Source organism: Kitasatospora sp. NPDC057904 (genome assembly GCF_042887925.1).
Taxonomy (GTDB): Bacteria; Actinomycetota; Actinomycetes; order Streptomycetales; family Streptomycetaceae; genus Kitasatospora.
This window is the reverse complement of sequence record NZ_JBHVOL010000004.1, coordinates 1-22,829: the sequence shown is the minus strand read 5'-3', so window position 1 is coordinate 22,829 and position 22,829 is coordinate 1. Positions and strand designations below refer to the sequence as shown.

Here is a 22,829-nt window from a genome sequence, read left to right as displayed (position 1 = left end):
CCACCCCCTCCACCGCACTGAAAAGGAACGGACACATGGCCGAGCAGATCGTCCTCCGGGTTCCCCGGGAAATCGTGGTCAAGGTCGTCGACGACGTCGAGGTCTCGGACCCGCAGGTGGGCCAGACCGGCACCTTCGACGACGAACTCTTCGACGAGTCGGGCAAGCTCATCGGCACCTCCCACGGCTCCTTCCGGATCGAGTACGCGCGCCCCGGTGACGGCGGTCTGATGACGTACTACAGCGAGGACCTCACATTCGAGGACGGCACCGTCCACGCCGAGGGCTGGGCCGACTTCAACGACGTCCGCACCAGCGAGTGGGTCTTCTACCCGGCTGTCGGCACCGGCGGCCGCTACGAGGGCCTGACCGGGTTCCGCAAGTGGCGGATGACGGGTGTCCGGGCCTCGGCCGAGGCCCGGATCCTGCTGTCCGACTGACGCCAACACGCCGGCAACCGACGGGAGACCACACATGACCGGCCGGGACGTACACATCCTGTCCGCCGCAGCAGCCCTTCCCGGGCCCGCCCTGGACAACGCCACGCTGGCCCGGCGGTTCGGCATGGACCCGCTGTGGGAGCAGTGGGTCGACGCGTTCATCGGCACCCGGGCCCGCCACCTGGCGCTGGACCTGGAGACCGGGAAGCAGACCCGCACCCTGGCCTCGCTCGCCGAGGAGGCGGGGCGCCGCGCGCTGGCCGCCGCCGGCCTCGGCCCGGGCGACGTCGACGCGGTGGTGCTGGCCACGGCCACCCCCGACCAGCTGATGCCGGCCACCGTCAACGTCGTGGCCGACCGGCTCGGCATCGACGGCGTGCGCAGCTTCCAGCTGCAGTCCGGCTGTTCGGGAGCGGTGCAGGCGCTGGACGTCGCGCGGCAGATCCTGCTGAGCGGCAGCGGGCGCACCGTGCTGGTGCTGGGCGGTGACGTGATCGCCCGCTTCTACGACCTCGAAACGGACCTGCGCAAGGCGGCCCCGGCCGAGCTGGTGAACTTCGTGCTCTTCGGGGACGCGGCCGGTGCGGCGGTCCTGTCGACCGACCCGGCCCCGGGCTCGGCGGCGGTGCGGGCCCTGTTCACCCGGCTCGTCGGCCTGGGCCGTCCGCCCGGGGCCGTCCTCGAGTGGTTCGGCCCGGCCGACCGCCACAACGACCGGCCCGCCGCGACCGAGGACTACAAGGCGATCGAGGAACACGTGCCGACGATGACCGGCGAGGTGCTGGACGAGTTGCTGACCGGCCTCGGCTGGCGCGGCGACGAGGTCGACCTGCTGCTGCCGCCCCAGCTCTCCGGCCGGATGACCAAGCTCATCAGCGGGCGGCTCGGACTCCCCCGCGCGCAGGACGTCTCCTGCGTGGACGACGCGGGCAACTGCGGCAACGCCATCGTCTTCCTCCAGTTGGAGCGCGCCCTCGCCGGGCCGCTCGGCCCCGGACGACGGGCCGTCGGCATCTCCATCGAATCCAGCAAGTGGCTCAAGGCGGGCTTCGCCCTGGAAGGGAACTGACGCCGTGACCGACGCACTGGCGGAGCTGCACCGGGAGGGCAGCCTGCCCGACCGCTACCCGGAGGTCCGGCGGCTGCTCGCCGGCCTGACGGACGACGAACTGGTCCGCGCCGGCCGGGTGCTGGCGAGGACCGACCCCGACGCGGTGCTCGCCGCGCACCCCGGCACCCCCGCGCCGGTCGTCGCCGTCACCGGTCACGGCACGCTCAACGCGCTGCTGCCCGCGCTCACCGCGCAGTTCGCCCGGCACGGCCTGCTGGCCCGGACCCGGCTGTCCGACTTCGACGGCTGGGTCTTCGACCTCGTCGACCCGTCGAGCGGCCTCTACGCGGCCCGCCCCTCCTTCGCACTGTGCGTGCTCGACCCCGCGACGGTGGTGGACGAACTGCCGTCGCCGTGGCGGGTCGAGGACGTGGCGCGGGTGCTGGAGGAGAAGCTCGCCCTGGTCGAGCGGGCCGCGCGGGTCTTCGCCGGCACCACCGAGGGGGCCACGCTCGTCCTCAACACCCTCCCGCTGCCGCGCGAGTTGACGGGCCAGCTGGTCGACCTCCGGGCCCGGGCCGGGCTCGGGGTGCTCTGGCGGGAGGCCAACGCCCGGCTGCTGCGCCTGTCCGAGGCCCACCCCGAGGTCGTCACCGTGGACCTCGACCCGCTGCTCGCCGAGGGTGTCGCCGCCCGGGACGTCCGGCAGAGCGTGTACGCGAAGGCACACCTGTCCGACGCCCTGCTCGCCGCGTACGCGCGGGAGGTCGGCCACCTCGCCCGGCAGGCGTCGGGTGGCGTGAAGAAGGTCCTCGCGCTGGACCTGGACGACACCGTGTGGGGCGGGGTGCTCGGCGAGGTCGGCCCCGAGGGCATCGAGACGGCCGGCGGCTACCGGGGTGAGGCGTTCGCCCGCTTCCAGCGGGTGGCCCGCCAGCTGAGCGCGCAGGGCGTCCTGCTGGCCGCGGTGAGCAAGAACGACCGCGAACCGGTGGAACGGACCCTGCGCGAACACCCCGACCTGGTCCTGCGCGAGGAGGACTTCGTGCAGATCCGGGCCGACTGGCGGCCCAAGCCCGAGAACCTCCGCGAACTGGCCCTCGCCCTCAACCTCTCCGTGGACAGCTTCGTCTTCGTCGACGACAGCGCCTTCGAGTGCGGCCTGGTCGAGCGGGAGCTGCCCACCGTCGCCGTGGTCCGGGTCGACGGCGACCCGGCGACCCACGTGACGCGGCTGCTGCACGACGGCTGGTTCGACGCGCGCCGGCTCACCGACGAGGACCTGGCGCGGCCCGCCCGCTATCGCGAGGACCGGGCCCGGCAGGACTTCCTGTCGACCTTCGACTCGCTCGACGGCTACCTGCGGGAGCTGGACATCTCGGTGGCCCTCGGCCCCGCGACGGCCGACCGGTTCGCCCGGGTCTCCCAGATCACCCTGCGCACCAACCAGTTCAACCTCACCACGCGGCGGCTGCAGCCCGCACAGGTGCGGGCGATGGCCGAGGACCCGGCCGCGCAGGTGCTCACCATCGCCTCCGCCGACCGCTTCGGCGACAACGGACTGGTGGGCGCCGTCCTGCTGCGGCGGGACGCGGACGTCCTGCACATCGAGAACTTCCTGCTCAGCTGCCGGGTGTTCAGCCGCGGCATCGAACAGGCCGTGCTCGGCGCCGTGCTGCGCCACGCGCGCGGCAGCGGCGCCACCGAGGTGCGCGCCGACTACCGCCGCACCGCGAAGAACGGCAACGTCGCCGACTTCTATCCGCGGGCCGGCTTCGAGACCGTCACGGTCGACGACGACTCGGCCGCCTTCCGGCACCCGCTGGAGCCGCTGCCCGAGCCCGTCGGGCACATCCGACTGACCGCGAACTTCGAAGGGGACACCCCGTGAGGACCATCGACGACTTCGTCACGCTCCTGCGCGACGAACTCGCCCTGCCCGTCTCGGCCGAGGACCTCGGCCGGGACCTGGACACCGTCGAGGAGTGGGACTCGGTGCACCTGCTGGCGCTGTGCACGCTCCTGGAGCGCGAGACCGGCCGCTCGCTGCGGCTGTCCGAGGTGCTGGAGGCGCCCAGCCTGGAGGCAGTCTACCGGCTGGCGGTGGAGTCGTGACCGCCGAAGAGACCGAGGTCGGCGAGCCGCTGCCGCGCCAGCGCCGGCACACCCTGTTCTTCCTCGAAGTGATCCGCGACTTCGCGCCGGTCTTCCTGGACACCGAGGTGGACATGGGCCGGGTGCTGGCCCACCGCGCCGCGGCCCTCGACAGCACGGGCGTGCGGTACTCCACCACGGCCTACGTGCTGCGCGCGGCCGGCCGGGTCCTGGCCGGGCACCCGGACGCCAACGCGGCCGTGGAGGGCGGACCGCAGCGGCTGCGCATCGCGCACTACCCGTTCGTCAACGGCAAACTGACCCTCGACCGGACCCTCGACGGCCGGCGGGTGGTGCTCGGCACCGTCGTACCGAACCTCCACGAGGCCGAACTCGACGACATCCAGGAGCACCTCGTCCGGGTGCGGGACGGCGACGCCGAGCAGCTGCCGGACTTCGAGGGCGTGCGGCAGCTGCACCGGGCGCCGTGGGCCGAGGGACGCGAGCGCTTCCGCGAGGCGGCGGGTTCGCTCGCGCTGCGCCCCCACCTCACCGGGACGTTCGCGGTGACCTCGCTGGGACACCGCGCGGTCGACTCCTTCCATTCGGTGGGCGGCACGACCACCACCTTCGGCGTCGGCCGGATCCTGGACCGGCCGGTGGTCCGCGACGGCCGGGTCACCGTGGCGCCGGTGCTGCGGCTCAGCCTGGCCTTCGACCACCGCGTGATCGACGGGGCCGAGGCCGCGGACGTACTGACCGAGGTCAAGGAGTCGCTGGAGAGCGTATGAACGACATCACCGAGCTGAAGAACTTCGTGGTCGCGCACACCCGTTCGCAGGGCCTGCCACCCGAGCACTACGACCCGCTGCTGGACCGCGTCCGGCACGACGGGAACGGCGGGCCCGGGTCCTGGGTCCACGAGTGGAGCACCGACGCGGCCCGGCTGGAGGCCGAAGGGAAGCTGCTCGAAGCCTGCGTGCACTACAACATGGCCCGGTTCCCGTACGTGGACGGTTCGGCGCGCCGGGAGGCCCTGAGCCGTTGCACCGACACGTTCGACCGGTGGCGCGCCGACTTCCCCGCCGTGCAGCGGCTGGACGTCGAGCTGCCCGAGGGCCGGATCCGCTGCTGGAGCGCCGGGCTCGACGCCGCGGACCCCAAGCCGCTGCTGGTGATGACCGGCGGCATCGTGTCCGTCAAGGAGCAGTGGGCGCCGGTGCTGCTCCAGCTCGGCGCCCTCGGGTTCGCCGGCGTGGTCACCGAGATGCCGGGCGTGGGCGAGAACACCCTGCCCTACCGCGCCGACAGCTGGCGGATGCTCCCCGCCGTGCTGGACGCCGTGGGGGACCGGGCGGACACCTCACGGACGTACGCGCTGGCGCTGAGCTTCAGCGGCCACGGCGCCCTGCGGGCCGCCCTGCACGACTCCCGGATCAGAGGGGTGGTGGGCGCGGGCGCCCCGGTACACGACTTCTTCACCGACACCGCCTGGCAGCGGACGGTGCCGCGCGTCACCACCGACACCCTGGCGCACCTGATCGGCACCAAGCCCGACGAGGTGTACGGGGTGATCCGCGACTGGGCGCTGACGCCCGGCGAACTGGGCGCACTGCGCATCCCGGTGGCCCACGTCACCAGCCTGCGGGACGAGATCATCCCGCCCGCCGACGCCCGGCTGCTGCGGGAACACGTGCGCGGTGTGCGGCTGCTCGCCCACGACGACGTGCACGGCTCACCGGGCCACTTCGCGCAGACCCGGCTGTGGACCCTGCTGTCGGTGCTGCGCATGCGCGGCGGCCTGGGCGACCAGCGCGTCGCGCTGACCCGGGACTTCGCCCGGCTGCGGTACGGGAAGGGGCGGCGGCCGTGAACACGACGATCGACCTCGACGGCGGCACCCGGTGCCTGCGCAACGTGCTCGGCCGGTTCGCGACCGGCGTGGTCGCGGTGACCTCGGCCGACCCTGCCACCGGCCACCGCGCCGGGCTGGTCGCGAACTCCTTCTGCTCGGTGTCGCTGGAACCGGCGCTGGTCTCCTTCTGCGTCGCCCACACCAGCGCCAGCTGGCCGCTCATCCGGTCCGCGGAGCCGCTCGGCATCAGCATCCTCGGGGCGCAGCAGGCCGAGGCGGCGAACCGTCTCGCGGCGAGCGGGACGGACAAGTTCCAGGGCCTGCCGTGGACTTCCTCGCCGGGCGGCGCACCGATCCTCGACGGTGCGCTGGCGTGGCTGGAGTGCGCGGTCGAGGCGGAGCATCCCGCCGGCGACCACGTGATCGTGGTCGCCCGGGTGCTCCGGCTCGACGCGCTCGCCGACGGCGATCCGCTGCTGTTCTTCCGCGGGTCGTACCAGCGGCTCGACCGCTGAGGCCGGATCCGTCAGACCCCGGTACCGGAAGCGGTACCGGGGTCGACGCCTGCCCCCGTACCGAAGGCGCGCAGGAAGGTGTCGACCCCGGCGGTGACGACCTTGGTCACCTCGGCGTGGTCGAGCGGCCGCGTGCCCAGCCCGCTCAGGCCCGGCAGTTCCTCGTAGACGAGGGCGATGAACTGGTTGGCGGCGCGGACCGGGTCCTCGATCCGCAGTTGCCCGGCGTTGGCCAGCCTGGCCAGGCGGCCGGCCAGCGCGTCGACGAACTGGTCCGGCCCGCTCGCCCGGACGGCGTCGAAGAGGTCGGGGAAGCGCACCGCCTCGGCGTACAGCAGGCGGCGCACCGACTCGGACTGCTCGTCGCAGTAGCAGTCGACCAGCTTCTGGGCCACGTCCTCCAGCCCGGGCCGCAGGTCCTGCGGCTCGTTGGGGAAGGACTCCAGCACGTCCATCGTCTTCGCGTTGGAGCGCGCCGCGGTCTCCGTCATGACGTGCCGGAAGAGGTTCTCCTTGGACCCGAGGTGGTTGTAGATCGTGGGCTTCGCGACCCCCGCCTCGGTGGCGATCTGGTCGAGGCTCGCCTGGGCGTAGCCGACCCGCGCGAAGACCCGCAGGGCGGCCTCCACGATCGCTCGGCGCTTGTCCATCCGGCCCCGGTCGCCGGGGCTCCCGGTCGTCTTTTCGGTCTCGCCAACACTCATGGAGCCATGCTACCGTCCCAGCCATCGAAATGAACTACCTAGTTCATTTAGCTTGGCGGTCTGGTGCAAAGGAGTTTCCGTGTCTGAAACGAACGCGGCGGGGGGCGGGCCCGCCCGGCTCGACCGCCCGCTGCTCACCCTGGTCGGCGTCATGGTGCTCGGCGGCATGATGTCCTACCTCGACGCGACCATCGTCAACGTCGGGATCAGCACCCTGGGCGGCCACTTCAACGCCACCCTGGCCAGCGTCGAGTGGATCACCACCGGCTACCTGCTCGCGGTGGCGCTGGCCATCCCGCTGGCCGGCTGGGCCATGGTCCGCTTCGGTGCCAAGCGGATGTGGCTGCTCGGCCTGACCCTCTTCCTGGCCGGCTCGACGCTGTGCGCCGTCGCCTGGAACGTCGAGTCCCTGATCGCGTTCCGCGTCCTCCAGGGCCTCGGCGGCGGCATGGTCGACCCGATCATGATGACCGTGGTGGCCGGCGCCGCCGGACCGGCGCGGATCGGCCGGGTGATGGGCCTCATCTCGGTGCCGATCACCCTCGGCCCGGTGGTCGGCCCGATCGTCGGCGGCCTGCTGCTGGAGAACCTGTCCTGGGTGTGGATGTTCCTGGTCAACATCCCGTTCGCGCTCGCCGCGATCATCCTCGCGGTCAAGGTCCTGCCGGCCGACCCGGCGCCCAGCGGGGACCCGGTGCCGGTCGACGGCCTCGGCATCGCCCTGCTCCCGCCCGGCTTCGCGGCGATCGTCTACGCGCTGTCCCAGGCGGGCAGCGAGGGCTTCGGCAGCGCCAAGGTGATCATCGGCCTGGTCCTCGGCGTCGTGCTGTTCATCGGCTACGTCGTGCACGCGCTGCGCACCGACAAGGCCCCGCTGATCGACCTGCGGCTCTTCACCAACAAGGGCTTCAGCGCCGCGGTGGCCACCATGTTCCTGCTCGGCGGCGGCCTGTTCTCGCTGCTCTTCCTGCTGCCGCTCTACTACCAGCAGGTCCACCACCACACCGTCCTGGAGTCCGGTCTGCTGCTGGCCCCGCTGGGCTTCGGCACCCTGATCGGCATGCCGATCGCCGGCAAGCTCGCGGACAAGTTCGGCGCCCGGCAACTGGTACCGCTCGGCGCCCTGCTGATCGGGGCCGGGGCCCTGGTGTTCACCCAGTCCGGCGCCGACACCTCGCAGGCCGTGCTGACCGTCGCCCAGCTCGCCGCCGGCTTCGGCATGGGCCTGGTCGGTGCCCCCACCATGGGCGCGGTCTACCGCACCGTGCCCGGCGAGTCCGTGGGCGGCGCGACCGGCGCGGTCTTCATCCTCAACCAGATCGGCGCGTCGCTCGGCATCGCCGTCGTCGCGCTGATCATCCAGGGCGGCGGCGAGCACGCGGCCCCGACCGACGCGTCCTTCAGCAACGCCTTCTGGTGGGCGGTCGCCGCCGCCGTCGTCGTCTTCGTCGCGGGCCTCGTCCTGCCGGGCCGGGCGCAGCCCGCCGCCGAGACCTCGCCCGCGCCGCAGCCCGAGAGCGTCTGACGTCCCGTCCCTCACGGGGCGCCGCCGGTCACGGGACCGGCGGCGCCCCGGGGAACCGGAACCACCGGCCACACCCGGCCCTCGCGGGCCGTCGACCACCTGTGGAGAACCCATGAGCAAGCTCGCCGGAATCCCCCTGTCCGTCCTCGACGTCGTGCCCGTCTTCGCCGGCGGGACCGCGACCCAGGCGCTGCGCGACACCGTGGCCCTCGCCCCCAAGGTCGAGGCGCTCGGCTACCTGCGCTACTGGGTCGCCGAGCACCACAACACCCCGAGCCTCGCCACCTCGGCACCGGGGGTCCTCGTCGGCAGCCTCGCCGCGGTCACCACCACCCTCAAGGTCGGATCGGGCGGCGTGCTGCTGCCCAACCACGCACCGCTGGTCGTGGCCGAGCAGTTCGGCACGCTGGAGGCCCTGCACCCGGGCCGGATCGACCTCGGCCTCGGGCGCGCGCCCGGCACCGACCCGCTCACCGCCCGCGCGCTGCGCCGGGTGCCCGAGCTGGGCCAGGACGACTTCGCGCACCAGATAGCCGAGCTCGACGGGTACTTCGCGCCCGGCTCCCCCGACTCCGGCATCGTCGCGGTGCCCGCCGCCGACGGCCGCCCGGACCTGTGGATGCTGGGCTCCAGCCCGTCGAGCGCCCAGGCGGCCGGCGCGCTCGGCCTGCCGTACGCCTTCGCCCACCAGATCAACCCGCACGCCGCGGCGCACGCCCTGGAGCTGTACCGCAGGTCCTTCCGGCCCTCCGCCCACCTCGACCGGCCCCGCACCCTGGTCGCCGCGCTGGTCACGGTGGCCGAGACCGACGCCGCGGCCCGGGCCGCGGCCGCACCTTACCTCCTCGGCAAGATACGGATGCGCATGGTGCCGCGCTTCGACGCCTTCCCGTCCGCGCGGGAGACCGCCGCGCACGTGTTCTCCCCGGCCGAGCGGCAGTTCCTGGACGACCTGGTCGAGCCCCAGCTGGTCGGCGGCCCGGAGACGGTCCGCGAGAAGCTCACCGCGCTGGTGGCGCGCACCGGCGCGGACGAGCTGATGGCGCTGACCATCGTGCCCGACCAGGGCGAGCGGCTGCGCTCCTTCGAGCTCCTCGCCGAGGCCGCGGCCGCGGTGCAGCCCGGGGCCGGCACCGAGGGTGTTTCAGTTCGGCTTTAGAGATCCCCGAGAGAGTCGTGCACGGTCCAGAGTCCGCCAGCCGCCCCGGAGTTCGAATGCGTTCGCGCCGCACCGCCCCGCTCGAAGCCGTGCTGCTGTCCGTTCTCGTGCTTGTCGGCGCCCAGGCCTGCGGCCCCGGCGCCGACGGCACGCCGGGCGGCTCCGAGCCGCGCACCGGCGGCCACCTGACGTACGCGGTGAAGAAGGAGCCGGACTGCTGGGACCCGCACACCAGCGCCCAGGACGTGACGGCCTTCGTCCAGCGGCCGGTGTTCGACTCGTTGGTCTACCAGACCCCGGACGGCGAGCTGGAACCCTGGCTCGCGCAGTCCTGGCGCACGAGCGAGGACGGCGAGGTCTACACCTTCACCCTCCGCCAGGACGTGACCTTCCACGACGGCACACCGCTCGACGCCGAGGCGGTGAAGGCCAACTTCGACCACATCACGGCCAAGGAGACCCGCTCCCAGTACGCCGCGGGCCTGCTCGGCCCGTACCAGGGAACCACCGTCACCGGGAAGTACCAGCTGGAGGTGCGCTTCGAGCGCCCCTACGCACCCTTCCTGCAGGCCCTCAGCACCACGTACCTGGGCATCGCCTCGCCGGCCTCGCTCAAGGCCGGCGCGGACAAGCTGTGCTCCGGCACCGACTCGGTGGGCTCGGGCCCGTTCAAGGCCGGCGCCTACCTGCGCGGCCAGCAGCGGCAGTACAGCAGGAACCCCGGCTACCAGTGGGCCCCCGAGCACGCCGGGCACAGCGGCCCGGCCGTGCTCGACTCCCTCACGCTGCGGTTCATCGCCGAGGACACCACCAGGGTCGGCGCGCTGACCTCGGGCCAGGTGTCGGCCATCGACGCCGTCCCGGCCAACCAGGCGCCCATGGTGTCCCGGGATCCCCACCTCGGCATCCTCACCATGGACGTCCCCGGCGTGGTGGACACCTTCTTCCTCAACACCCGCAGCGAGCTCTTCTCCGACGTGCGGGTGCGCACGGCCTTCCAGCGCGCCATCGACCTCGACGCCATCACCAAGTCCGTCTTCCAGGGCACCGGCACGCGCGCCTGGAGCCCGCTCGCCCCCTCCACCCCGCACAGCTACGACGCCGCCCTGGAGAAGAGCTGGCCGTTCGACCGCGCGCTGGCCGGCCGGCTCCTGGACGAGGCCGGCTGGACCGGCCGCGACGCCCAGGGCTACCGCACCAGGGACGGCCGCACGCTCACCGTCGTCGCACCCGTCTACGGCAAGCCGAGCCTCTTCTCACAGGCGGTCCAGGGCGATCTGAAGAAGTCCGGGATCAGACTGGACCTGGCCGCCTCCACCGACGCCACCGAGGTCGCGGGACGGCTGGCCCAGGGCCGCTACGACGTGGTCGAGACCTCCTGGGGCCGCGCCGACGGCGACATGCTCAGCCACTTCTTCCTCACCACCGAGGGTTCGGCCACCGGCCACAACTTCTCCCGGGTCTCCGACCCCGGGGTCGACGACTGGCTCCGGCGGGCCCAGGCGTCCCAGTCGCCGGACGAGCGCGCCGCGGACTACGCCGAGGTGCAGCGCTGGGCGCTCGATCAGGCGGCCGTGGTGCCCGCGTACGTCGTGAAGGCCGCCGTGGGCGTGAACCGGAAGGTGCACGGCCTGCGCCTCGGCAGCTCGGCCTGGCCCGAGTTCTACGGCGCCTGGACGGAGGCCCGCTGATGCCCGCCCTCCTGCGTGTCGTCGCGTCCCGGCTCGGGGGCGCCGTCCTCGTGGTCTGGGGCGCGGCCAGCTGCGCCTTCCTGGCGCTGCACCTGATCCCCGGCGACCCGGTGAACGCCATCGTCGGCTCGAACTCCCTGGTCGGCGACGAGCAGCGGGCGGAGGTCCGGCACCACTACGGCCTCGACCAGCCGCTGGCCGTCCAGTACCTGCGCTACCTGCTCCGGCTGGCGCACGGCGACCTCGGCGACTCCTACCAGCTGCAGCAGCCGGTCTCCTCCGTGCTCTCCGCACAGTTCCGGCCGACCGCCGAACTGGCGCTGTGGGCCACGCTGGTGGCGGTGGCGCTGGCGGTCGCCGTCGCGGTGCTCACCTCGGGCCGCTCCCGGCTGCCGCGCCGGGTGTCGGCCGCGATCGAGCTGGTCGTCGTCTCCACGCCGTCCTTCTGGCTCGGGATCGTCCTGTTGACGGTCTTCTCGTTCCGGCTCGGCTGGCTGCCCGTCTCCGACGGCGACGACGTGCGGTCGCTCGTCCTGCCGGTGGCCACACTGGCCCTGCCGATCGCCGCGGTCCTCATCCCGGTCGTGCGCGAGGGACTGCTGCGGGCCCTGGAGCAGCCGTTCGCGCAGACCGCCCGGGCCCGCGGACTCGCCGAGCCCGCCGTGCGCGTGCGGCACGGGCTGCGGCACGCCGCCCTGCCGGCGCTCACCCTGACCGGCTGGTTCACCGGCACGCTGCTGGGCGGGGCGGTGGTCGTGGAGGACGTGTTCGCCAGGTCCGGGATCGGCCGGGTCACCCTGCAGGCCGTCGAGGGCCGCGACCTCCCGGTCGTGCAGGGAGTGGTCGCGCTGTCCGCGGTGGTGTTCGTCGCCGTGGGCGCGCTGATCGAGGTGCTGTACGCGCTGGTCGATCCGCGGCTGCGCGAGGGAACGGGGGTGACGGCGGCATGACCACCGAACAGCCGGTGCGGACCGGCCCGTTGACGGCGCTGACCGAACGGGTCCCGGGCGTCCGGCCGCGGCCCGGCGTGCTGCTCGCCGCGGCCCTGCTGGCCCTGATCCTGCTGGCCGCCCTCGTCCCGTCCCTGTTCGCGGACGGCAACCCGACCGACACCGATCCGCTGAACGCGCTCCAGCCGCCGGGCTCCGAGCACTGGTTCGGCACCGACCAGCTCGGCCGGGACGTCTTCACCAGGGTGGTGCACGGCACCCGCTACTCGCTCGCGATCGGCGCCGCGGCGACCGGCTGCGGAGTGGCCCTCGCCGTGCTCTGGGGCCTGGCCGCCGCGCTGTCCGGCCGGTTCGGGAACGCCCTGCTGATGCGCATCGCCGACGCGCTGCTCGCGGTGCCCGGCCTGCTGCTCGCCCTCCTGGTCGTCCTCGTCGTCGGCAAGGGCGTGACGGGCGCGACGGCCGCCGTGGCGGTCGGGCTCGCCCCCGGCTTCGCCCGGGTGGTCCGCGCCCAGGCCCTGCTGGTGCGCCGCTCGGGGTACGTCGAGGCCGCCGTCGCGATCGGGGTCCGCCGGTCGCTGATCGTCCTGCGGCACGTCCTGCCCAACACGCTCGCGCCGCTGCTCGTCCTGGCGACCGTCACCCTCGGCGCGTCCGTCTCCACCGGGGCGGCGCTCAGCTACCTCGGCCTCGGCGCCCAGCCGCCGACGCCGGAGTGGGGCGCGATGCTCACCGAGGGCCAGGGCTTCCTCGAACAGGCCTGGTGGATCGCGTTCTTCCCCGGCCTGCTGCTGGTCACCACGGTGGTGACCGTCACCGTGCTGGGACGCCACGCACAGGCACGATCCGAAGGGCGGTCCGCGGCATGACGGAACCACTGATCGACGTGGCCGGGCTCGACGTCAGGTTCGGCACGGGGGGCGGACAGGTCCACGCCGTTCGCGGCGCCTCGCTCAGCCTGGACGCCGGCCGGTGCCTGGCCCTGGTCGGCGAGTCCGGCTCGGGCAAGAGCACGTTCGCCCGCAGCCTGCTGGGCCTCGCCGGACCCACCGCGGCCGTCACCGCGCAGCGGCTGCGCATCTGCGGGGACGACGCCCGGAAGTTCGGGCCGCGCGACTGGCGTGCGGTCCGGGGCCGGCGGATCGGGCTGGTCGCCCAGGACGCACTGGTCGCCCTCGACCCGCTGCGCCCGGTCGGCCGGGAGATCGCCGAATCGTTGCTGACCCACCGGACCGTACCCCGGCGCGACGCCGGGGCGGTGGTGGTCGATCTGCTGACCCGGGTCGGCGTGCCGGAGCCGGCCGAGCGGGCCCGCGCGTACGTCCACCAGCTGTCGGGCGGACTCCGGCAGCGGGCGCTGATCGCCTCCGCCCTGGCAGCGGACCCGGCCGTCCTGATCGCCGACGAGCCGACGACCGCGCTGGACGCCGCCGTGCAGTCCCGGATCCTCGCACTGCTGGGCGAGTTGAAGGCGGCCGGCACCGGCGTGCTGCTGATCAGCCACGACCTCGCCGTGGTCGAGGCCCTGGCCGACGAGGTCGCGGTGATGAAGGACGGCCGCGTCGTCGAGTCGGGCCCGGTCGGCGAGGTGCTCGACCGCCCCCGCCACGCCTACACCCGCTCGCTGCTGGCCGCGGTGCCGGGCGGCCACCCGCGGACGGCCCGGCCGTCCAGCGGCACCGGCCGCCCGGTGCTGCGGGCCGAGGGAGTCGGCAAGCACTACCAGGGTCCGCGACGCAGCCGGCGGACGGCCGTGGAGCAGGTCTCGTTCACCCTGCACGCCGGCGAGGCGCTCGGCCTCGTCGGCGAGTCGGGCTCCGGGAAGTCCACGCTCGCCCGGATCGCCCTCGGCCTGCTGGCTCCCGACACCGGCGAGGTGCGGCTGGACGGCGAGCCGTGGAGCACGCTGCCCGAACGGGCCCGGCGGGCCCGGCGGCACGCCATCCAGCTCGTCCCGCAGGACCCGCTGAGCGCCTTCGACCCGCGCTGGACGGTGGCCCGGATCATCGACGAGGCCCTGGGCGCCGCGGGAACGGCCCGCGCGGAGCGCCACGACCGGACGGTGCGGCTGCTGCGGCAGGTGGGACTCCCGCAGGAACTGCTGGAGCGCCGGCCGCTCGCCCTGTCCGGCGGCCAGCGTCAGCGCGTGGCCATCGCCCGGGCGCTCGCCCCCGGGCCCCGGGTGCTCGTGTGCGACGAACCGGTGTCGGCGCTGGACGTGTCCGTCCAGGCACAGATCCTCGACCTGCTGCGGGAGTTGCAGGACTCCCTCGGTCTGGCGACGCTCTTCGTCTCCCACGACCTGGCGGTCGTCCGGGAGGTGTGCACACGGGTGATGGTGATGCGCGCCGGCCGCGTCGTGGAGTCGGGACCGGTGGAGGAGGTCCTCGCGACGCCCTCGCACCCGTACACCGCGGAGTTGCTCGACGCGGTACCGCGCCGCACCCGTGCGGCGTTTGGTGCTGCCAAAGAACAGCTTTAGATCCGGCCAATGAGCCGCTGCAAGCCTCGAAGGGCCAATTTCGGACACTCTTGCGCCCCGGAGGCCGCCACTCATGCCCGCCACGCCGAGACCGCCGAGAACCACCAGACTGCCCTCGCTCACCGGGATGCGGTTCATCGCCGCCCTGCTCGTCTTCGCCTTCCACACCACCTGGCAGACCCGGTTCATCCCGGGTGGTGCGGGCGACACCCTCAGCACCGTCTTCGCCAACGCCGGCTTCTACGGCGTGAGCTTCTTCTTCGTGCTCAGCGGCTTCGTCCTGACCTGGTCGGCGCGGCCGAACGACACCGCGACCCGGGTCTGGCGGCGTCGGCTCGTCAAGATCTACCCGAACCACCTGGTCACCTTCGTGATCGCCGCCGCCCTGATGCTCGCGGCCTCCGACGTCTTCACCACGGAGGGCACGCTGACCAACCTGTTCCTGCTGCAGGCGTGGGTGCCGCAGATCCAGGTCCCCAACACGATGAACGCCGTCAGCTGGTCACTCTCCTGCGAACTGTTCTTCTACCTGAGCTTCCCGTGGCTCCTGCGCCTGCTCGACCGGGTGCCGATACGGCGCCTGTGGGCCCTCGCCGGAGCCCTCGCCGTGTGCACCGTGGCGGTCCCGTGGATCAGCCTGCACACCCTGCACGGACAGCCGCTGCCCTTCATCGCCGACGGCTCGCTCTCCTTCGAGCAGATCTGGTTCGTCTACTTCTTCCCGCCGGTCCGGGCGCTGGAGTTCGTCCTCGGCATGGTCGCCGCCCGGCTCGTGCTGTCCGGCTCGTGGCCGCGGATCGGCCTGTGGCCGGCCAGCCTGATCGCCGTCGGCGGCTACGCCCTCAACTCGGCCGTGCCGTACCTGTACGGCGTCGCGGGCACCGCCGCCCTCTGGCTCACCCCGCTGGTCGCGAGCGCCGCCGTCGCCGACCGCGACGGCACCCCGACCCCGTTCCGGGGCCGGCTCCTGGTACGGCTCGGCGAACTCTCCTTCGCCTTCTACATGGTGCACGGCCTCGTCGTCACGTACGGGCACCGGTGGCTCGTCGAGGGGCGGAGCCTGCCGACGGCCGCCGCGGCCGCCCTGCTCGTCGCGGCTCTGGCGTTCTGCCTGGTGCTGGCCCTCGCGCTGTTCACCTGGGTCGAGAGCCCGCTCGTGCGCCTGCTCAGCACACCTCGCGCGGAGCGCCGCGCGCCGCACACCACACCCCTTTCCGTCCCCGCCCTGGAGGCCAAGGAATGACCGACACCACGCGAGCCGCGAGCGACGACCGCCGACCACCGGCGTACCCCCAGGCCCGCGGCTGCCCCTTCCAGCCGCCGTCCGGTTACGACCGGTACCGCGAGGAAGGACCGGTCTCCGCCGTCGAGCTCTACGACGGCCGCCGGGTGTGGGCCGTCAGCGGCCACACCGAGGCCCGTCAGGTCCTGCTCGACGCCGCCACCTTCTCCTCCGACCGCGTCCACCGCGACTACCCGGCCACCGCCCCGCGCTTCGAATCCGCGCGCAAGGTCAAGAACTTCATCGGCATGGACCCGCCGGAACACACCGTCCAGCGGCGCATGCTGCTCTCCACCTTCACCGTCAAGAAGGTGCAGGCGCTGCGCCCCGGCATCCAGCGCCTGGTCGACGAGCTCGTGGACGCCATCGAGGCCAAGGGCCCGGTGGCCGACCTCGTTCCCGACTTCGCGCTGCCCGTGCCGTCGATCGTCATCTGCGAGCTGCTCGGCGTGCCCTACGCCGACCACACGTTCTTCGAACAGCAGTCACGGCGCGTGGTCACCGGGAGCACCACCCTGGAGGACAGCGCCGACGCCTTCGCGCAGCTGAGCTCCTACCTCGACGAGCTGATCCGGCGCAAGGAACGCGAACCGGGCGACGGGCTGCTCGACACCCTGATCGCCGAGCAGCTGGCCGTCGGCGCGCTCTCCCACCGCGAACTGGTGGACATCGCACTGCTGCTGCTCGTCGCGGGCCACGAGACCACCGCGAGCGCCATCGCCCTCGGTGTCCTCACCCTGCTGAAGCACCCGGACCAGCTCGCCGCCCTGCGCGACAACCCGGACGTGCTGCCGACCGCGGTCGAGGAACTGCTGCGCTACATGGCGATCGCCGACGGCGTGGCCCGGTTCGCCACCACCGACACCGAGCTGGGCGGACAGCGCATCAAGGCCGGTGACGGGGTCGTCGTGGTCATCTCCACCGCCAACCGGGACGAGGCCGCCTTCCCCGCGGCCGGGTCGTTCGACGTCGCCCGCGGTGCCCGGCACCACATCTCCTTCGGCCACGGCGTCCACCAGTGCATCGGCCAGAACCTGGCCCGGGCAGAGATGGAGATCGCCCTGTCCACGCTCTTCCGCCGGCTGCCGGGTCTGCGGCTGGCCGTGCCGGAGACGGAACTGCCGGTCAAGGAGGCGGGCGGGGTCCAGGGCGTCTGGAAACTGCCGGTCACCTGGTGACGAGTGCCAATCTGCAGACTGGCAGCGGTACCTGACGGATCAGAACAACGAGGAGAACAATGCGCATCACGGCCGACACCGGAAGGTGTCTGGGCGCGGGACAGTGCGTCCTGTCCGCACCCGACCGCTTCGACCAGTCGACGGAAGGCACGGTGCTCGTGCTGACACCCTCGGTGGAGGGGGAGGCGGAGGAAGCGCGGCTGCGCGAGACCATCGCGCTCTGCCCGTCGCAGGCGATCGCCCTGGAGGCCTGACCATGCCCGTGACGGGAAACCTCGCCGACGCGATCGCCGACCACCGGGCCGGCCCGCGCCCGCTCGGCGAACTGCCCGCCGTACCAGGCGTCTCGGTGCGCGAGCTGTTCGTGCCCGGCCCTCCGGGGGCCCCGGACGTGCGGGTGCGGATCTACCGGCCCGACGCCGAGGACGCCGCGCTGCCCGCGGTGCTCTGGATCCACGGCGGGGGCTTCGTCCTCGGCAACGTGGACGCCGCTCACCACGGCGCCGCGCAGGCCGCCCTGCACGCCTCGGCCGTCGTGGTCGCCGTGGCCTACCGGCTCGCGCCCGAGCACCCGTTCCCGGCGGGTCTGGACGACTGCTGGGCGGCACTGGAGTGGACCGCCGCGAACCCGGCCGAGCTGGGCGCCGACCCGGCCCGGCTCGCCGTGGCCGGCGCGAGCTCCGGCGGCTGTCTCGCCGCGGGCCTCACCCTGCTCGCGCGCGACCGCGGCGGCCCCGCGCTGTGCTTCCAGCACCTGAGCACCCCGGTGCTGGACGACCGGCTGAACACCCCCTCGATGGCCGAACACACCGCCACACCCATCTGGAACCGGCCGCTCGCCGAGGAGAGCTGGCAGCTCTACCTCGGGGCGGGGCGGGAGACGACGCCGAAGTACGCCGCACCGGCCCGCGCCGCGGACCTCCGCGGCCTGCCACCGGCGTACATCTCCACGGCGGGCCTCGACCCGCTGCGCGACGAGGGACTCCGCTACGGCCTACGGCTCGCCGAGGCGGGTGTGCCCACCGAAGTCCACAACTACCCCGGTGCCTACCACGCCTTCGGCGGCGCGGCGGCCCCGGAGGACCAGCAGCGGATCGCGGTCGAGCACCTGGTCACGCTGCGCCGCGGGCTGCACCCGGACCGCCGGGTTTAGCAGGGTTTAGAACGCGCAAAGGTCGTCGTTAGCCCCGCTGGCGAGGGTGGTTGCCACCAGGTCGTCGTCGACGAGGGAGCACGTCACAGACCATGCGTAGCGACCACTCCGCACCGATCGCCGTCATCGGACTCGCCTGCCGCCTGCCCAAGGCGCCCGACCCCGCCGCGTTCTGGCAGCTGCTCAGCAGCGGCGAGGACGCGGTGGGAGAGGCGCCGGCGGGCCGGTGGTCCGCTGCCGCCCCCGCCCGTGGCGCCTTCCTCGACGAGGTCGACCGCTTCGATGCCGCCTTCTTCGGGATCTCCCCGCGCGAGGCCGCGGCGATGGACCCGCAGCAGCGGCTGATGCTCGAACTCGGCTGGGAGGCGCTGGAGGAGTCCGGAATCGTCCCGGCCGCACTCACCGGCAGCCGCACCGCGGTGTTCGCGAGCGCCATCTGGGACGACTACGCGGCCCTGCACCACCGCCGCGGTGAGGACGCCGGCGACCGCCACGCGGTGACCGGCCTCCACCGCGGGATCCTCGCCAACCGGCTCTCGTACGTCCTCGGCCTCACCGGCCCGAGCCTCACGGTGGACGCGGCACAGTCCTCGTCGCTCGTCGCGGTCCACCTGGCCTGCGAGAGCCTGCGCAGCGGCGAGTCCGAACTCGCCGTCGTCGGCGGGGTCAACCTGATCCTCTCCCCCGGATCCAGTGCCGACAGCGCCCGGTTCGGCGCCCTCTCCCCCGACGGACGCTGCTACACGTTCGACGCCCGCGCCAACGGCTACGTCCGCGGCGAGGGCGGCGTCGCCGTCGTCCTCAAGCCCCTCGACCGCGCGCTCGCCGACGGCGACCACGTGCACTGCGTGATCCTCGGCAGCGCCGTCAACAACGACGGTGCCTCCACCGCCCTGACCGTCCCCGACCGGACCGCGCAGGAGGCCGTGCTGCGCACGGCCCACGAGCGGGCCGGCACCCCGCCGCTCGCCGTGCAGTACGTCGAACTGCACGGCACCGGCACGCCGGTGGGCGACCCGGTCGAGGCGGCGGCCCTGGGCGCCGTGCTCGGCCGCGGCCGGACGCCGGACGACGCGCTGCACGTCGGCTCGGCGAAGACGAACGTCGGCCACCTGGAGGGCGCCGCCGGACTCGTCGGCCTGCTGAAGACGGCGCTGGCCATCTCGCGGGGCAGCATCCCGGCGAGCCTCAACTTCCGCGCGCCCAACCCGGCGATCCCCCTGGACGAGCTCGGTCTGCGGGTGCGCACCGAGCAGGGCCCGTGGCCACGGGCGGAGCTCCCGCTGGTCGCGGGCGTCAGCTCGTTCGGCATGGGCGGCACCAACTGCCACGTGGTGCTGGCCGATGCCGCGAGCGTGGCCGAGCTGCGCGGAACGGGCCCGGTGAGCACACCGGCCGGCTCCGCCACCGCTCTCGCCGCCGAACAGGGCGCGGACGGCGCCGGACCCGTCCCGTGGCCGCTGTCCGCACGCGACGCCCGGTCCCTGCGGGCCCAGGCCGCCCGGCTCCGCGACCACCTGGCCCCCGGGGCCGGCACCGCCCGCCCGGTCGACACGGCCCATGCGCTGGCCACCACGAGGACGCTCTTCGACGAGCGCGCCGTGGTGCTGGCGGACGACCCCGCCGGGCTGCTGCGCGGCGTCGAGGCGCTGGCCGCCGGCGAGGACCATCCGGCGATCGTGCGGGGGCGGGCGTCCGGCCCCGCGGGCGTCGCGTTCCTGTTCACCGGCCAGGGCAGTCAGCGCGCCGGCATGGGCCGCGAACTCCACGCCGCCCACCCCGAGTTCGCCGCCGCCTTCGACGCCGCCTGCGCCGCCCTCGACCCCCACCTCGACCACCCGCTGCGCGACATCGTCTTCGCCGACGAGGGCACCCCCGAAGCCGCGCTCCTCCACCAGACCCGCTACACCCAACCCGCCCTCTTCGCCCTCGAAACCGCCCTCCACCACCTGGTGGGACGGTTCGGCCTGACGCCGGACCACCTCGCCGGCCACTCCGTCGGCGAGATCGTCGCCGCCCACGCCGCGGGAGTCCTCTCGCTCGACGACGCCGCACTCCTGGTCGCCGCCCGCGGACGGCTCATGCAGGCAGTGCCCGCGGGCGGGGCCATGGCCGCCGTCGAGGCCACCGAGGACGAGGTGCTGCCGCTCCTCGACGCGCGCGTCTCCCTCGCCGCCGTCAACGGACCCCGCGCCGTCGTCATCGCCGGCGACGAACCCGACGTCCTGCGCGTCACCGAAGCGCTGACCGCCCAGGGCCGGCGCACCCGGCGCCTCACCACGAGCCACGCCTTCCACTCCCCCCACATGGACCCCGTCCTCGACGAGTTCCACCGCGTCGCCGCCGGACTGACCTTCCACGCACCCCGCGTCCCGGTGGTCTCGAACGTCACCGGCGAGCTCGCCACCGCCGAGGAGCTCACCTCCCCCGCGTACTGGACGCGGCACATCCGCGAGGCCGTCCGCTTCCACGACGGCATCCGCACGCTGCGCCGCAACGGCGTCGGCGTGTTCCTCGAACTCGGCCCCGACGCCGTGCTCACCGGCATGGGCCGCGAGTCCCTGGCGGGCCAGGACGAGGACGACCCCGTGCTGCTGGCCGCGCTGCGCCGCGGCCGTCCCGAACCGACGACCCTGCTGGCCGCCCTCGCGGGCGCGCACGTCCGGGGCGCCCGGGTGGACTGGGCCGGGTCACCCGCCGTCCGGGGTGGACGTCCCGTCCCCCTGCCGACCTACGCGTTCCAGCGCGAACGCCACTGGCTCGACACCCCGGCCGCGTCCCCCGCGCCCGAGACCGCCCCCGCACCGGCGACGGCCCCCGCACCGGCACCGCAGACCGGGCCGGCGGGCCCGGCCTCGGCGGGCCGCCCGGCCCGACCGGCCGCGCCCGTCGAACTGCTCGACCTCGTGCGCACCCAGACCGCCATCGTGCTCGGCCACGTCACGGGTGACACCGTGGACACCGGCCGCACCTTCAAGGACCTCGGCTTCGACTCGCTCGCCGGGGTCGAGCTGCGCGACCGCCTGCAGGCCGCCACCGGGCTGACACTGCCGACCGCGCTGATCTACAACCACCCGACCCCCGAGGCCGTCGTCGGGATGCTCCACGAGCGGCTGTCCGGCACCCGGACGGACGTCGCGGCGCCGGCCACGGCCCCCTCCCGGACCGGCGCCGACGACCCGATCGCGATCGTCGGCATGGCCTGCCGCTACCCGGGCGGCGTCGCCTCCCCCGAGGACCTCTGGCGGCTCGTCGCCTCCGGCACCGACGCCATCGGCGACTTCCCCACCAACCGCGGCTGGGACCTCTCCGCGCTGTACGACCCCGACCCGGACCACCCCGGCACGTCCTACACCCGCAAGGGCGGATTCCTCCACGACGCGGGCGAGTTCGACCCCGCACTGTTCGGGATCAGCCCGCGCGAGGCCCTCGCGATGGACCCGCAGCAGCGCCTGCTGCTGGAAACCGCGTGGGAGACGTTCGAACGCGCCGGCATCGCACCCGACGGACTGCGCGGGAGCGCGTCGGGCGTCTTCATCGGCGCGACCGCGCAGGACTACGGTGCCCGGCTGCACGAACCCGCCGACGGCCTCGACGGCTACCTGCTGACCGGCGGCACCGTGAGCGTCGCCTCCGGCCGGATCGCCTACACGTTCGGGCTGGAGGGCCCGGCGGTCACCGTCGACACCGCGTGCTCCTCCTCCCTCGTCGCCCTGCACCTCGCCGCCCAAGCCCTGCGGCAGGGCGAGTGCGACCTCGCACTCGCCGGCGGCGTCACGGTCATGCCGACGCCCGGCATGTTCCTGGAGTTCAGCCGGCAGCGCGGACTGTCCGCCGACGGCCGCTGCAAGCCGTTCGCCGCGGCGGCCGACGGCACCGGCTGGTCCGAAGGCGTCGGCCTCCTCCTCGTCGAACGCCTCTCCGACGCCCGCCGCAACGGCCACCACGTCCTCGCCCTCGTCCGCGGCTCCGCCATCAACCAGGACGGCGCCTCCAACGGCCTCACCGCCCCCAACGGCACAGCCCAGGAACGCGTCATCCGCCAGGCCCTCCACCAGGCCGCACTCACCCCCGCCGACATCGACGCCGTCGAGGCCCACGGCACCGGCACCCGCCTCGGCGACCCCATCGAAGCCCAGGCCATCCTCGCCACCTACGGACAGGACCGGCCCGCCGAACACCCCCTCCTGCTCGGCTCCCTGAAATCCAACATCGGCCACACCCAGGCCGCCGCCGGCGTCGGCGGCATCATCAAAATGATCCAGGCCATGCACCACGGCCTCCTGCCCCGCACCCTCCACATCGACGAACCTACCCCCCACGTCGACTGGACCACCGGCACCGTCGAACTCCTCACCCACGAACGGGAATGGACCCCCAACGGCCACCCCCGCCGCGCCGCCGTGTCCTCCTTCGGCATCAGCGGCACCAACGCCCACGTCATCCTCGAACAGGCTCCCGCCCTGGCCGAGGCCCCGACCACCGAGCCGGTGGAACCCACGCCGACCGGGCCGACGCTGTGGCCGCTCTCCGCCCACAGCCAGAAGGCCTTGCGTGCCCAGGCCGAACGGCTCCGGTCACATGCCGCCGAGCACCCCGAGCTCGATCCGTCGTCCATCGCACGGCAGTTGGCCACCGGTCGGTCCTCCTTGGCACACCGTGCGGCGGTGGTGGCGGCCGACCGCGACGAAGCCCTCGCAGCACTCGACGCCCTCGCCAACGACCAGGACCACCCCGCCCTCCACCGCGG

19 protein-coding genes are annotated in these 22,829 nt (G+C 73.7%); 18 read left to right on the top strand and 1 reads right to left on the bottom strand.

Annotation, left to right across the window (positions count from 1 at the left end; translation table 11 throughout):
* The first annotated feature begins 35 nt into the window (after positions 1-35).
* Genes ACFVSN_RS11805 through ACFVSN_RS11775 form a run of 7 tightly spaced genes read left to right on the top strand, consistent with a single transcriptional unit; the run spans position 36 to position 5,955 of the window.
* Positions 36-440 carry a hypothetical protein gene (locus ACFVSN_RS11805; protein ID WP_380447684.1) on the top strand — a complete coding sequence of 135 codons (405 nt, stop codon included), beginning with the start codon at positions 36-38 and terminating at the stop codon, positions 438-440.
* Positions 441-474: 34 nt separating this feature from the next.
* Complete coding sequence (locus ACFVSN_RS11800) at positions 475-1,509, top strand: 3-oxoacyl-ACP synthase III family protein (RefSeq protein WP_387598870.1); 1,035 nt, start codon at positions 475-477, stop codon at positions 1,507-1,509.
* Between the two features lie 4 nt (positions 1,510-1,513).
* Entirely contained in the window at positions 1,514-3,382 is a 1,869-nt protein-coding gene (locus tag ACFVSN_RS11795) for an HAD-IIIC family phosphatase (protein WP_387954718.1), read from the top strand.
* Entirely contained in the window at positions 3,379-3,606 is a 228-nt protein-coding gene (locus ACFVSN_RS11790; protein WP_359973398.1) for an acyl carrier protein, read from the top strand. The genes ACFVSN_RS11795 and ACFVSN_RS11790 overlap by 4 nt, the downstream gene beginning before the upstream one ends.
* On the top strand, positions 3,603-4,376 hold the full coding sequence (locus tag ACFVSN_RS11785) for a 2-oxo acid dehydrogenase subunit E2 (RefSeq protein WP_380447678.1): 774 nt from the start codon (positions 3,603-3,605) through the stop codon (positions 4,374-4,376). The genes ACFVSN_RS11790 and ACFVSN_RS11785 overlap by 4 nt, the downstream gene beginning before the upstream one ends.
* On the top strand, positions 4,373-5,458 hold the full coding sequence (locus ACFVSN_RS11780; protein ID WP_380447676.1) for an alpha/beta hydrolase: 1,086 nt from the start codon (positions 4,373-4,375) through the stop codon (positions 5,456-5,458). The genes ACFVSN_RS11785 and ACFVSN_RS11780 overlap by 4 nt, the downstream gene beginning before the upstream one ends.
* Entirely contained in the window at positions 5,455-5,955 is a 501-nt protein-coding gene (locus ACFVSN_RS11775) for a flavin reductase family protein (RefSeq protein WP_387598859.1), read from the top strand. Before ACFVSN_RS11780 ends, ACFVSN_RS11775 begins: the two co-directional genes overlap by 4 nt.
* Before the next feature lie 11 nt (positions 5,956-5,966).
* On the opposite strand, the gene ACFVSN_RS11770 is transcribed toward ACFVSN_RS11775, so the two are convergent.
* Positions 5,967-6,659 carry a TetR/AcrR family transcriptional regulator gene (locus tag ACFVSN_RS11770; RefSeq protein ID WP_359973406.1) on the bottom strand — a complete coding sequence of 231 codons (693 nt, stop codon included), beginning with the start codon at positions 6,657-6,659 and terminating at the stop codon, positions 5,967-5,969.
* A 79-nt stretch (positions 6,660-6,738) separates the two neighbouring features.
* Between ACFVSN_RS11770 and ACFVSN_RS11765 the strand changes: the two genes are divergently transcribed.
* From ACFVSN_RS11765 to ACFVSN_RS11715, 11 genes are all read left to right on the top strand, one after another.
* Positions 6,739-8,184 (top strand): DHA2 family efflux MFS transporter permease subunit, encoded by a 1,446-nt coding sequence (locus ACFVSN_RS11765; protein WP_387954715.1) that lies wholly within the window; start codon positions 6,739-6,741, stop codon positions 8,182-8,184.
* Positions 8,185-8,296: 112 nt separating this feature from the next.
* Positions 8,297-9,343, top strand: a complete 1,047-nt coding sequence (locus tag ACFVSN_RS11760) for an LLM class flavin-dependent oxidoreductase (protein ID WP_387954713.1) — start codon at positions 8,297-8,299, stop codon at positions 9,341-9,343.
* Between the two features lie 56 nt (positions 9,344-9,399).
* Positions 9,400-11,034 (top strand): ABC transporter substrate-binding protein, encoded by a 1,635-nt coding sequence (locus tag ACFVSN_RS11755; RefSeq protein ID WP_387954711.1) that lies wholly within the window; start codon positions 9,400-9,402, stop codon positions 11,032-11,034.
* Positions 11,034-11,984, top strand: coding sequence for an ABC transporter permease (locus ACFVSN_RS11750; protein ID WP_380448161.1), 951 nt, complete (start codon positions 11,034-11,036; stop codon positions 11,982-11,984). The genes ACFVSN_RS11755 and ACFVSN_RS11750 overlap by 1 nt, the downstream gene beginning before the upstream one ends.
* A complete protein-coding gene (locus tag ACFVSN_RS11745) occupies positions 11,981-12,853 on the top strand; it encodes an ABC transporter permease (RefSeq protein WP_380448159.1) in 873 nt (290 codons plus the stop codon). The genes ACFVSN_RS11750 and ACFVSN_RS11745 overlap by 4 nt, the downstream gene beginning before the upstream one ends.
* Positions 12,850-14,466 (top strand): dipeptide ABC transporter ATP-binding protein, encoded by a 1,617-nt coding sequence (locus ACFVSN_RS11740; protein WP_387598850.1) that lies wholly within the window; start codon positions 12,850-12,852, stop codon positions 14,464-14,466. Before ACFVSN_RS11745 ends, ACFVSN_RS11740 begins: the two co-directional genes overlap by 4 nt.
* A 73-nt stretch (positions 14,467-14,539) precedes the next feature.
* The gene (locus ACFVSN_RS11735) at positions 14,540-15,709 is read left to right on the top strand and encodes an acyltransferase family protein (protein ID WP_387598847.1); all 1,170 of its coding nucleotides are present in this window, start codon (positions 14,540-14,542) and stop codon (positions 15,707-15,709) included.
* Positions 15,706-16,926 carry a cytochrome P450 gene (locus ACFVSN_RS11730; RefSeq protein ID WP_380448153.1) on the top strand — a complete coding sequence of 407 codons (1,221 nt, stop codon included), beginning with the start codon at positions 15,706-15,708 and terminating at the stop codon, positions 16,924-16,926. The genes ACFVSN_RS11735 and ACFVSN_RS11730 overlap by 4 nt, the downstream gene beginning before the upstream one ends.
* A 59-nt stretch (positions 16,927-16,985) precedes the next feature.
* Positions 16,986-17,180, top strand: coding sequence for a ferredoxin (locus ACFVSN_RS11725; protein ID WP_359973423.1), 195 nt, complete (start codon positions 16,986-16,988; stop codon positions 17,178-17,180).
* Positions 17,181-17,182: 2 nt separating this feature from the next.
* Positions 17,183-18,079, top strand: a complete 897-nt coding sequence (locus tag ACFVSN_RS11720) for an alpha/beta hydrolase (protein ID WP_380448151.1) — start codon at positions 17,183-17,185, stop codon at positions 18,077-18,079.
* Between the two features lie 92 nt (positions 18,080-18,171).
* Positions 18,172-22,829: beta-ketoacyl synthase N-terminal-like domain-containing protein (locus ACFVSN_RS11715; RefSeq protein ID WP_387598842.1), on the top strand; the 4,658-nt coding region annotated here is incomplete at its 3' end.